General features: G+C 71.0%; 7 protein-coding genes. 6 read left to right on the plus strand and 1 reads right to left on the minus strand.

All coding sequences use genetic code 11. From position 1 onward, the window contains the following. The first annotated feature begins 232 nt into the window (after positions 1-232). Positions 233-1,783 carry a M1 family metallopeptidase gene (locus tag ACWC2T_RS30605; RefSeq protein WP_450673582.1) on the plus strand — a complete coding sequence of 517 codons (1,551 nt, stop codon included), beginning with the start codon at positions 233-235 and terminating at the stop codon, positions 1,781-1,783. A gap of 158 nt (positions 1,784-1,941) precedes the next feature. After that, entirely contained in the window at positions 1,942-3,432 is a 1,491-nt protein-coding gene (gene hflX, locus ACWC2T_RS30610) for a GTPase HflX (RefSeq protein WP_450673583.1), read from the plus strand. An 87-nt stretch (positions 3,433-3,519) separates the two neighbouring features. On the opposite strand, the gene ACWC2T_RS30615 is transcribed toward hflX, so the two are convergent. Then, positions 3,520-4,743 carry a trypsin-like serine peptidase gene (locus ACWC2T_RS30615; RefSeq protein WP_450673584.1) on the minus strand — a complete coding sequence of 408 codons (1,224 nt, stop codon included), beginning with the start codon at positions 4,741-4,743 and terminating at the stop codon, positions 3,520-3,522. A 396-nt stretch (positions 4,744-5,139) separates the two neighbouring features. Between ACWC2T_RS30615 and ACWC2T_RS30620 the strand changes: the two genes are divergently transcribed. The 4 genes from ACWC2T_RS30620 to ACWC2T_RS30635 all read left to right on the plus strand — a co-directional run bounded on the left by ACWC2T_RS30620 (position 5,140) and on the right by ACWC2T_RS30635 (position 11,854). Further along, positions 5,140-6,588 carry a diaminobutyrate--2-oxoglutarate transaminase family protein gene (locus ACWC2T_RS30620; RefSeq protein WP_450673585.1) on the plus strand — a complete coding sequence of 483 codons (1,449 nt, stop codon included), beginning with the start codon at positions 5,140-5,142 and terminating at the stop codon, positions 6,586-6,588. Between the two features lie 281 nt (positions 6,589-6,869). Then, positions 6,870-8,825, plus strand: coding sequence for an IucA/IucC family protein (locus tag ACWC2T_RS30625; RefSeq protein WP_450673586.1), 1,956 nt, complete (start codon positions 6,870-6,872; stop codon positions 8,823-8,825). A 67-nt stretch (positions 8,826-8,892) separates the two neighbouring features. Further along, the gene (locus ACWC2T_RS30630; RefSeq protein ID WP_450673587.1) at positions 8,893-9,693 is read left to right on the plus strand and encodes a GNAT family N-acetyltransferase; all 801 of its coding nucleotides are present in this window, start codon (positions 8,893-8,895) and stop codon (positions 9,691-9,693) included. A gap of 169 nt (positions 9,694-9,862) precedes the next feature. After that, positions 9,863-11,854, plus strand: coding sequence for an ATP-dependent DNA helicase (locus ACWC2T_RS30635; protein WP_450673588.1), 1,992 nt, complete (start codon positions 9,863-9,865; stop codon positions 11,852-11,854). Positions 11,855-11,973: the final 119 nt, after the last annotated feature.

Genomic DNA, 11,973 nt, shown 5'->3' on the forward strand with positions numbered 1-11,973 from the left:
GCGGTATGCGAGCAGCGTGGAGTGCCGGGCGCGAGTGAGGGGCGCTGGGCGCGAGTGGGGGGGCGCGGGACGCGAGTGGGGGCGCCGGGCGTGAGGGGGGAGCGCAGGCCGCCGCACCCCGGTCGTTGAGCCCGTCGGGCTTGGATCAGAAGGCCCTCGGAACCGGACCCGTTCGGGTGGGCCGGGCGCGAGTCGCCGTCGTCGTGCGGGAACGCACTGGTAGCGGTGGTGCATGCTGCTCAACCCCCGCGTCGGCCTCCGCGCCTGCTCCGCGTCCCGGACCCCGTCGAGGACAAAGTCCCGGACCCAGCCCCGGGTCTCCTGGCACCGGAAGGCGGCCCTGCTCGCCTCCGCCGTCTCCGTCTGCCTCCTCGCCGCCGCGGGCCCGCCCGAGCCCCTCGGCGTCGGCGACCGGCTCTTCCCGTACCTGGGCAACCCCGGCTACGACGTGACGTCGTACGACCTGTCGTTCACCTACCCCGGTACCAACGACAAGCCGCTCCAGGCCGTCACCACGATCGACGCCTGGACCACCGCCGACCTGGACCGGATCAACCTCGACTTCACGCACGGCAGCGTGCAGTCCGTCGAGGTCGACGGGCGTCCCGCGGCCTTCACCAGCGCCGGCGAGGACCTGGTCGTCACCCCGGAACACAGCCTCGCGGAGGGCCGCCGGACCCGGATCACGGTCAGGCACACCAGCGACCCCGCCGGCGGCAAGAACGAGGAGGGCGGGTGGGTGCGCACCTCCGACGGCCTCGCCATGGCCAACCAGGCCGACGCCGCCCACCTGGTCTTCCCGTGCAACGACCACCCGTCCGACAAGGCGATGTTCACCTTCCACATCACCACCCCGAACGGCTACACCGCCGTCGCCAACGGGCTGCCCGCCGGAGTGCACCGGGCAGCCCGTGCCACCACCTGGACCTACCGCACCGAGCACCCCATGGCCACCGAACTCGCCCAGGTGTCCATCGGCCGGTCCACCGTGCTGCACCGCGAGGGACCACACGGGCTGCCGGTGCGCGACGTCGTGCCCAGCGCCGATGTCAAGGCCCTCGAACCCTGGCTCGCCAGGACGCCCGACCAGATCGCCTGGATGGAGAGCAAGGTCGGGAAGTTCCCCTTCGAGACGTACGGCGTGCTCATGGCACAGGCGTCCACCGGGTTCGAACTGGAGACACAGACCCTCTCCCTCTTCGAGAAGAACCTGTTCACCGAGCCCGCCTACCCCAAGTGGTACGTCGAGTCGATCATGGTCCACGAGCTGTCCCACCAATGGTTCGGCGACAGCGTCAGCCCCCGCACCTGGTCCGACGTCTGGCTGAACGAGGGGCACGCCACCTGGTACGAGGCGCTGTACGCGGAGGAGCACGCGCACCGGTCCATGGCCGACCGCATGAAGACGGCATACGGAGCCTCCGACCGGTGGCGCGCGGCCGGCGGCCCGCCCGCCCTGCCCAAGGCACCCGACGCCGGACAGAAGATCAGCATCTTCCGGCCGAACATCTACGACGGCGCCGCGCTCGTGCTCTACGCCCTGCGGCAGGAGATCGGCCGCCCGGCGTTCGAACGCCTGGAGCGGATGTGGGTCGGCGAACACCGGGACTCCACCGCCACCACCGCCGACTTCATCCGGCTCGCCTCCGCGGTCTCCGGCCGTGACCTGAGCGGCTTCTTCAAGGCCTGGCTGTACGGCGACAAGACCCCGCCGATGCCCGGCCACCCGGACTGGAAGCCCACGCCACCGCCCAAGGCGGCCAAGCCGCGAACCCACCGATAACACGGTGACGAGACGGGCCGCCTCGTGCGACCATCTTCGAGTCGGCGCGGGACGGGCACGGGAATCTCCCGGGGTACTCGTACGTTGACGACACAGACGCGGTCCGTCAGGACCGCCCCACCGACGCCGCAGCGGCATCCCATCGACGTAAGGATCCAATGACCTCCTCTTCTTCCCCTTCCCAGGACACCAAGCGCCTCGCGTACGACTATCCCGAGGGTCTTCGGGCCGATGCCCTGATGGAAGAGGACGTCGCCTGGAGCCACGAGATCGACGGCGAGCGGGACGGCGACCAGTTCGACCGCTCCGAGCGCGCGGCCCTGCGCCGTGTGGCGGGTCTGTCCACCGAGCTGGAGGACGTCACCGAGGTCGAGTACCGACAGCTCCGCCTGGAGCGGGTCGTGCTCGTCGGGGTGTGGACCACCGGCACGGCACAGGACGCGGACAACTCCCTCGCCGAGCTCGCCGCCCTCGCGGAGACCGCCGGCGCGCTCGTGCTCGACGGCGTCATCCAGCGCCGCGACAAGCCCGACGCGGCCACCTACATCGGCTCCGGCAAGGCCCAGGAGCTGCGTGAAATCGTCCTCGAAACGGGCGCCGACACGGTCATCTGCGACGGTGAGCTGAGCCCGGGCCAGCTGATCCAGCTGGAGGACGTCGTCAAGGTCAAGGTCATCGACCGTACGGCCCTGATCCTGGACATCTTCGCCCAGCACGCCAAGTCCCGAGAGGGCAAGGCGCAGGTCGCGCTCGCGCAGATGCAGTACATGCTGCCGAGGCTGCGCGGCTGGGGTCAGTCGCTGTCCCGGCAGATGGGTGGCGGTCGCGGTGGCCTCGCCACGCGTGGCCCCGGTGAGACCAAGATCGAGACGGACCGGCGCCGGATCCGCGAGAAGATGGCGAAGATGCGCCGGGAGATCGCGGAGATGAAGACCGGCCGCGAGATCAAGCGCCAGGAGCGCCGGCGCAACAAGGTGCCGTCCGTCGCCATCGCGGGCTACACCAACGCCGGTAAGTCCTCCCTGCTCAACCGCCTCACGGGCGCCGGTGTCCTGGTCGAGAACGCCCTGTTCGCGACCCTGGACCCGACCGTCCGCCGGGCGGAGACCCCGAGCGGTCGGCTGTACACCCTGGCGGACACCGTCGGCTTCGTCCGCCACCTGCCGCACCACCTGGTCGAGGCGTTCCGCTCCACCATGGAGGAGGTCGGCGACTCCGACCTGATCCTGCACGTGGTGGACGGCTCACACCCGAACCCGGAGGAGCAGCTCGCCGCCGTGCGCGAGGTGATCCGGGACGTCGGCGCCACCGACGTGCCCGAGATCGTCGTGATCAACAAGGCGGACGCGGCCGACCCGCTGGTCCTCCAGCGGCTGCTCAGGGTCGAGAAGCGCTCCATCGCCGTCTCGGCCCGCACCGGCCGGGGCATCGAGGAACTGCTCGCCCTGATCGACAACGATCTGCCGCGCCCCTCGGTCGAGATCGAGGCGCTCGTGCCGTACACGTACGGCAAGCTCGTCGCCCGCGCCCACACCGAGGGCGAGGTGATCTCCGAGGAACACACCGCGGAGGGCACCCTGCTCAAGGTCCGGGTCCACGAGGAACTGGCGGCGGACCTGGCGCCGTACGTCCCGGTCTCGGCGGCCTGACCACAGCTGCACCAAAGGCCCGCTCCCTCTCGAGGGGGCGGGCCTTCGGCGCTGCTTCAGGGGCGCGGGGAACTGTGCTCCCCGCCCTTACTGCCCGGCGAACTTCTTGCTGACCGCCTGGTACACGCCCTTGGCCACCGGACCGAACCGAGGACCGGCCAGCCAGCCCGACGTCACCGGGCCGATCGACGTGTTGGACACGAGCGCCGGCTTGCCGTCGGTACCCGTCTCCACCCAGCCACCGCCGGAGGACCCGGCCGTCATCGTGCAGCCGATCCGGTACATCGTCGGGGCCGACTGGTCGATGGACAGCCGACCCGGCTTGTCCTTGCACTGGTAGAGCAGCTGGCCGTCGAACGGAGCCGCCTCCGGGTAGCCGGACGCGGTGATGCTGCTGACCTTCGGCACCGCCGGGGCGTCGAAGTTGACCGGCAGCGCGCCGCCGACCGTCTCCTCCAGCGACTTGCCGCCGTTGCCCTGCTCCGGCGTCACATGGATCACCGCGTAGTCGTACGGGGCACCGTTGCCGCCGGTCTCCCCGCCCTGGTCGATCCACTGCTGCGAGGTCCGCGCCGCATCGGCCCACCAGACGCCGTACGGGGCGATCTCGGACCGGCTGGCGTTCTGCAGCTGAGCGACCGACTTGGCGGAGTTGTTGTACGACGGCACGAAGGCCATGTTGCGGTACCAGCCACCGTTCTTGCCGGCGTGCACACAGTGCCCGGCCGTCCAGACAAGGTCGGACTTGCCCGGGTGCGCGGGGTCCTCCACCACCGTGCCCGAGCACACCATGTGGCCCTCGGGGGAGTCGAAGAACAGCTTGCCGAACGGGGCCGCGTTGGTGTGGTACGGCGGCGCGACCGCCTGGGCCTTCACCGGCTGCGGGGTCGGGTCCGTCACGCCCTGGTCACCGGAGATGTCGTTGTCGTTGACACCCTTGTTCGGGTCGTTGGCGTGGCGCATCCGGTTGGGATCCCACAGGCCCTTGATGATCGGGTTGATGAAGTCGTTGGCCTCGCGCAGCCAGTCGTCCTTGTTCCAGTTCTTCCAGGCGCCGTTCTTCCACTTGTCGATGTCGATCCCGTGCTCCTTGAGCTTCTGCTTGAGGTCGTCCGGGATCTGGATCTTGCCGTCGCCGGTGCCGACCGCGGCGGCCGAGGCGGTCGGCTTGTCGTCGGCCTTGTTGTCGCCGTTGCAGGCGGTGGCGGTCAGCGCCAGCGCCGAGGCGAGGGCGACCGCCGCCAGTGCGGGGGAGGCGCGGCGAGGGCCCCTCCCTCGCCGAACGGTGAACGACGGCCGTATGAATCGCATGCTGTGACTCCCCCTGCTGTAAAGGTACTCGGCGCTTCGGCCCTGGCACCGGTCAAGAACTCATGGGGAGTTCATGCCGGTCTCACGACCGTCTAGGAACGGCATCACACACTATGCGCTCGCTGTGGGGGACTTCCGACGGAACGGCAACGGTTCGGCTACAAGGCGTCTGACCAGCTCAATCGCCCCCGGATTGCCCGATTTGACGTCCACTTGACGAGACGTGGCACCGAGCCCGCCACCGCCCCTTCGTGCCAATGATCTTGCGCAGACCCGTAACCCGCCGAGCGGTGCACGGTTGTAGCGGTGGGGGGTCGGCTGCCTGCACGCGGCCCCCGCGGATCAACTCGCCTCTGGACAGCGGGAGGACAGCGAGCCGTGGCCGTTACGGAGTCGATGGCTGGAGGCCTGCACGGGGAGGCCCGTGCTGTGCACGAGGGGATCCTCAGGCGCCAGTCGGCGCGTGAATCCTCCGCCCGTACCTATGCCCGGGCCCTGCCCATCGTCCCGGTCCGGGCCCGAGGGCTCACCATCGAGGGCGCCGACGGCCGCCGCTATCTGGACTGTCTCTCCGGTGCCGGGACCCTCGCCCTCGGGCACAACCATCCGGTCGTACTGGAAGCCATCCGCAGGGTCCTCGACTCCGGCGCTCCTCTTTCCGTCCTCGACCTGGCCACCCCCGTGAAGGACGCCTTCATCACCGAGCTGTTCCGCACCCTGCCGTCCGGCCTCGCCGACCGCGCCCGCGTCCAGTTCTGCGGCCCGGCCGGTACCGACGCCGTCGAGGCCGCCCTCAAACTGGTCCGGGCGGCGACCGGCCGCACCGGCATCCTCGCCTTCACCGGCGCCTACCACGGCATGACGGCCGGCGCCCTGGCCGCCTCCGGCGGAGCCCGTGACGTCCAGGTCGCCCGCCTGCCCTATCCGCAGGACTACCGCTGCCCCTTCGGCGTCGGCGGACCGCGCGGCGCCGAACTCGCCGCCCGCTGGACCGAGTCCCTCCTCGACGATCCCAAGTCCGGCGTGCCCCTGCCCGCGGGGATGATCCTCGAACCCGTCCAGGGCGAGGGCGGGGTGATTCCCGGTCCCGACGGCTGGCTGCGCCGCATGCGGAAGCTCACGGCGGACCGGTCCATTCCACTGATCGCCGACGAGATCCAGACCGGCGTGGGCAGGACGGGCGCCTTCTGGGCCGTCGACCACAGCGGCATCACCCCTGACGTCATGGTCCTGTCCAAGGCCATCGGCGGCAGCCTCCCGCTGGCCGTGATCGTCTACCGCGACGATCTCGACGTCTGGCAACCCGGCGCCCACGCGGGAACCTTCCGGGGCAACCAACTTGCCATGGCCGCGGGCACCGCGACCCTCACCCATGTCCGGGAGAACGGCCTCGCCGAACGAGCGGCCGACCTCGGCTCCCGCATGCTGAACCAACTCCGGGAACTGGCCGACGCCTTCGCATGCGTGGGCGAGGTGCGGGGGCGCGGACTGATGCTCGGGCTCGAGCTGGTGGACCCGACCGGCGCCGGACCCGCGCACGTCGACCACCACCCCGACCAGCACGCCTCCGCCACGGATCCGGACCCCTGGCACGGCCCGTATCCGGCCGCGCCCGAGCTCGCCGGGGCAGTACAGCGGGAGTGCCTCCAGCGCGGTTTGATCGTCGAGCTCGGCGGCCGCCACTCGGCCGTGGTCCGGCTGCTTCCGCCGCTCACGATCAGCGAGGAGCAGGCTGCGGCCGTTCTGGACCGCCTGTCGGACGCGGTGGCCGCGGTCGCCCGCAGCCACGAGGAGCACGGCCCACACCGTGGCAGACAGCACGGCCCGGCCCAGCGCGCGGGCTGAGGCCCGCACCGGCAACGCCCGCCCCTCGAGGCCGGCACCGGCCTCCCCAACCCGTTCCTTCCTCGTCGAACTGCACCCCCTTCCAAGGACGTTCAGGCCGAACGGCCTCCCATGACACACCCACAGCCCCCTCGCTCACGCCCCCTCTCCCCGCCGACCCGGCCCTGCGACGCGGCCAGGACAGCCGCCGACGCCGCCGAGGCGGCCATCGGCCACGGAGGAACGGCGCCCGAGCGACGGCACGAGCCCAGCACCACCCCAGCCAGCCCCGAGGAGCCGTCATGAACGCCACTCCCCCTCCCGACGGCAGCTCCGGCGCCCCCGACGAACAGGGAGACTCCGCCACCCCGGCGTCCGCCGTGCCGCTCGCCGAGTCCGTTCCCCAGCAGAAGAGGCGCACCGCGGACCTCACCCGAGTGACCGAGCCCGGCGCCGATCTGCTGGCACACCCCGACCCGGGGATCGCGGCACAGGCCGCAGCCGTGGAGAACCTGCTGCGGTGCTGGGTACGCGAGACCGGCCTCGCCGCCCCCACCAGTGGCACCCTCCGCCTGCCGCTCCCGGCGAGCGGCACCCTTCTGCTCGTGCCCGTCCGCTACTGGTCGCCGACCGGCTCACACCGCTTCGGCCCGCCACGCCTGGCCGGCGCCCCGGATGCCGCCCCGGCCCTCGACGCCGTCACCTTGGCCGCGCTGCTCACCCGGGAGACATCCGGTGACACGGGCGACACCTCCCGCGCCCAGACCTCCAGGGCAGCCGGACCGCAGGCCGACGGCGAACTCGTGACCAGGGTGGCGGACTCCCTCCGCCGTACCGCGACCTTCATCCGCGACCGGCGCGAGCACCCCGCCGACGCCCCCGACCTCTTCCTCTCCGCCGAGCAGGCCCTCCTCCTCGGACACCCCCTGCACCCCACCCCCAAGAGCCGGGAAGGACTGACCGAGGCAGAAGCCCGCCTCTACTCACCGGAGCTGCGCGGCTCCTTTCCCCTGCACTGGATGGCTGTCGCCCCCTCTCTCCTCGCCACCGACTCGGCCTGGACCGAGCGTGGCCGCCCCGTCCCCGCCGACCACCTCATCCGGCGCCTCGCCGAAACCGACCTCCCCCTGCCCGACGGCCACGCCGCCCTGCCCCTGCACCCGTGGCAGGCCCGCGAGCTGCGCCATCGCGCACCCGTCGCCGCACTGCTCGACTCCGGTCTCCTCCGGGACCTCGGTCCCCTCGGCACCGGCTGGCATCCCACCTCCTCCGTACGCACGGTCCACCGATCCGGCGGCCCTGCGATGCTCAAACTGTCACTGGGCCTGCGCATCACCAACTCCCGCCGGGAGAACCTGCGCAAGGAACTCCATCGGGGAGTCGAGGTGCACCGGCTGCTGCGCACCGGCCTCGCCAAGCAGTGGCAGGCCGTACACCCCGGCTTCGACATCGTCCGCGACCCGGCCTGGCTCGCCGCCGACGACCCGGACGGCCGTCCCGTGCCCGGACTCGACGTGGTGATCCGGCACAACCCGTTCCGCCCGACCGACGACGTCGGCTGCGTCGCCGGACTCGTCTCACCCCGGCCCGTCTCCGAACCCGGAAGCGAATCAGCGATCCATGAGACGGCGTGGTCCATGCGCTCCCGGCTGGCCCAGCTCGTGGAGAGGCTCGCCGCACGCACCGGGCGGCCCGTCGGGGCCGTTGCCGCGGAGTGGTTCCTGCGCTACCTGGAGCACGTCGTCCGCCCCGTGCTCTGGCTGGACGGCGAGGCCGGCATCGCCCTCGAAGCCCACCAGCAGAACACCCTGCTCCTGCTCGACGGCCACGGCTGGCCGGCCGGTGGTTACTACCGCGACAACCAGGGCTACTACTACCGCGAGTCCCGGCGAGCCGAACTGGACGCCCGACTGCCCGGCATCGGTGAACGCAGCGACACCTTCGTCTCGGACGAGGTCACCGACGAGCGCTTCGCCTACTACCTCGCCATCAACAACGTGCTCGGACTGATCGGCGCGTTCGGCTCCCAACGCCTGGCCGACGAACGACTCCTCCTCGCCGCCTTCCGCCGCTTCCTCACCGGCGTCGCCGCAGGACCCGACGCCCTGCGCACCTCCCTGCCCCGGCGCCTGCTCGACTCACCCGTGCTGCGCTGCAAGGCCAACCTGCTGACCCGGCTGCACGGGCTCGATGAACTCGTCGGCCCGGTCGACACCCAGTCCGTCTACGTCACCATCGCCAACCCCCTTCATTCCTGAACGAATCGACCTTCTCCCCGCACCTGCGAGGACCATGACCCACCTCGTCTCCTGAGAGGAGCGCACCATGCCTCCCACCGACGCGAACGCCGGCCCCGGCCCCGGTCCCGCCCGTCCGGGAGCCCGCGCCGACACGGGCGCCCACGAACGCACCGCTGGCCCCCGAGCGGACGGCATGGGGATCCGGAGTGCCCCGTTCACCGGGTTCGCCATCGAGGACGACGAGGGGGACTGCGAGGACACGCTGGACCTGCATCTGCCCGCCGACTTCCTGGCGCTCTTCACGACAGGCGCGGCCTGTCTCCTGGACCAGATCCACACCTGGGGCCCGGTGATCACTGGTGTCGGCTCCTTCCACCTGGTTCCTGTCCGCATCGATGAAGACCTGCCTCTCGTCCATCGCTGGATGAACGACCCCGCCGTCGCGGAATTCTGGGAGCTGGCCGGGCCCCGGATCCGGACGGAGGACCACCTGCGCGCCCAACTGGACGGCGACGGACGCAGCATGCCGTGTCTCGGCGTACTGGACGGCAGACCGATGAGCTACTGGGAGATCTACCGGGCAGACCTGGATCCGCTGGCCCGCCACTACCCGGCCCGTCCGCATGACACCGGTATCCACCTCCTCGTCGGCGGAGCGGCGGACCGAGGGCGGGGGCTGGGATCCGCGCTGCTCCGAGCCGTGGCCGACCTGATCCTCGACCGGCGCCCCGCGTGCGCCCGGGTCGTAGCGGAACCCGATCTTGGCAACACCCCCTCCGTCGCAGCGTTCCTGAGCGCCGGTTTCCGGTACGCGGACGAGCTCGACCTGCCCGGCAAGCGGGCCGCGCTCATGATCCGGGACCGAGCCCTGCGCGATGTGCTGTAGCGATGTGTAATCGCGCGTTCACAGATAGTACGAAGCACGAGGCGCTGGAGTTCCCGCGCTCCGACGAATTTTCGATGCCCATCTCCCCCAGGAGTCCGGCCGTGACCTCGCCCTCCCTCGACCTCTTGACCGCCGGTCTGTCAGTGCCGGGCCGTAGGCTGGTCGGGCTATGACGAAGCCCTCACTCCCCGAACTCCTGCATGCCGCCGTCACAGCCGTCGGCGGCACGGAGCGTCCCGGCCAGGTGACCATGGCCGAAGCGGTCGCCGAGGCGATCGACGACGGATCCCACCTGCTGGTCCAGGCCGGCACCGGCACCGGAAAGTCACTCGGCTATCTCGTGCCCGCGCTCGCGCACGGGGAAAGGGTGGTCGTCGCGACGGCCACCCTCGCACTCCAGCGCCAGCTCGTGGAACGCGACCTGCCGCGCACGGTCGACGCCCTGCACCCGCTGCTGCGCCGGCGCCCGGAGTTCGCGATGCTCAAGGGCCGGTCGAACTATCTCTGTCTGCACCGCCTGCACGAGGGCATGCCGCAGGACGAGGAGGACGGCCTCTTCGACCAGTTCGAGGCCGCCGCGCCCACCAGCAAGCTGGGCCAGGACCTCCTGCGGTTGCGGGACTGGTCGGACGCGACGGAGACCGGCGACCGGGACGACCTCACTCCGGGCGTGTCGGACCGCGCCTGGGCGCAGGTGTCGGTGTCGTCGCGGGAGTGCCTGGGCGCGTCGAAGTGCGCCTACGGCGCCGAGTGCTTCGCGGAGATGGCCCGCGAGCGCGCCAAGCTCGCCGAAGTCGTGGTCACGAACCACGCGCTGCTCGCCATCGACGCCATCGAGGGCGCGCCGGTGCTGCCCCAGCACGAGGTGCTGATCGTGGACGAGGCCCACGAACTGGTCTCCCGGGTCACCGGCGTCGCGACCGGGGAGCTCACGCCCGGCCAGGTCAACCGGGCGGTGCGTCGCGCCGCCAAGCTGGTGAACGAGAAGGCCGCCGATCAGCTCCAGACCGCCGCCGAGGGCTTCGAGCGGCTGATGGAGCTGGCCCTGCCGGGCCGTCTGGAGGAGATCCCGGAGGACCTCGGCTATGCCCTGATGGCGCTGCGGGACGCCGCCCGGACGGTCATCTCCGCGATCGGTGCGACCCGCGACAAGTCGGTGCAGGACGAGGACGCGGTCCGCAAGCAGGCGCTGGCCTCGGTGGAGACGGTGCACGACGTGGCGGAGCGGGTGCTGAACGGCTCGGAGTGGGACGTCGTCTGGTACGAGCGGCACGACCGCTTCGGTGCGTCCCTGCGGGTCGCTCCCATGTCGGTCTCGGGCCTGCTCAGGGAGAAGCTCTTCGCCGACCGCGCCGTCGTGCTCACCTCCGCGACTCTCAAGCTGGGCGGTGACTTCAACGGTGTCGGTGCGTCCCTGGGGCTCGGCCCCGAGGGCGCGGAGGGCGAGGACCTGCCGAAGTGGAAGGGCGTGGATGTCGGCTCGCCCTTCGACTACCCAAGGCAGGGCATCCTCTATGTCGCCAAGCACCTCTCGCGCCCCGCGCGTGACGGTGAGCGTTCCGACATGCTCGACGAGCTGACCGAACTCATCCAGGCGGCCGGTGGCCGGACCCTCGGTCTGTTCTCGTCCATGCGGGCCGCACAGCTCGCGGCGGAGGAACTGCGCTCCCGGATTCCCGAGTTCCCGATCCTGCTCCAGGGCGAGGAGACCCTCGGCGAGCTGATCAAGAACTTCGCGGCCGATCCGAAGACCTGCCTGTTCGGCACCCTGTCCCTGTGGCAGGGCGTCGACGTCCCGGGCCCGAGCTGTCAGCTGGTCGTCATGGACAAGATCCCGTTCCCCCGTCCCGACGATCCGCTCATGAGTGCCCGCCAGAAGGCGGTGGAGGACGCGGGCGGCAACGGCTTCATGGCAGTGGCCGCCACCCACGCGGCCCTGCTCATGGCGCAGGGCGCCGGCCGGCTCGTCCGCGCGTCGGGGGACCGGGGGGTGGTCGCCGTACTGGACCAGCGGCTGGCCACGGCGCGGTACGGCGGCTATCTCAAGGCGTCACTGCCGGACTTCTGGTACACCACGGACCGTAACCAGGTGCGCAAGTCGCTCGCGGCGATCGACGCGGCGGCGAAGACGGCGGAAGCGCAGCAGGCCGAGGCGAAGTGATCGCGGGGTGGGGGGGGCCGGCGGGCGGGGCCGCCCCCCCCGCGCGGCGGGATCGAAGGAAAGGACAAGCCCCACAAATACAAAAAGAAATGAGAGATCTGGTGTAGTATAAAGTGTTA

This window comes from Streptomyces sp. NPDC001393 (assembly GCF_053597455.1).

Excerpts from the sequence above, each read along its gene's own strand:
- ACWC2T_RS30605 (WP_450673582.1), top strand. The coding sequence starts at position 233 with ATGCTGCTCAACCCCCGCGTCGGCCTCCGCGCCTGCTCCGCGTCCCGG.
- hflX (WP_450673583.1), top strand. The coding sequence starts at position 1,942 with ATGACCTCCTCTTCTTCCCCTTCCCAGGACACCAAGCGCCTCGCGTAC.
- ACWC2T_RS30615 (WP_450673584.1), bottom strand. The coding sequence starts at position 4,743 with ATGCGATTCATACGGCCGTCGTTCACCGTTCGGCGAGGGAGGGGCCCT.
- ACWC2T_RS30620 (WP_450673585.1), top strand. The coding sequence starts at position 5,140 with ATGGCTGGAGGCCTGCACGGGGAGGCCCGTGCTGTGCACGAGGGGATC.
- ACWC2T_RS30625 (WP_450673586.1), top strand. The coding sequence starts at position 6,870 with ATGAACGCCACTCCCCCTCCCGACGGCAGCTCCGGCGCCCCCGACGAA.
- ACWC2T_RS30630 (WP_450673587.1), top strand. The coding sequence starts at position 8,893 with ATGCCTCCCACCGACGCGAACGCCGGCCCCGGCCCCGGTCCCGCCCGT.
- ACWC2T_RS30635 (WP_450673588.1), top strand. The coding sequence starts at position 9,863 with ATGACGAAGCCCTCACTCCCCGAACTCCTGCATGCCGCCGTCACAGCC.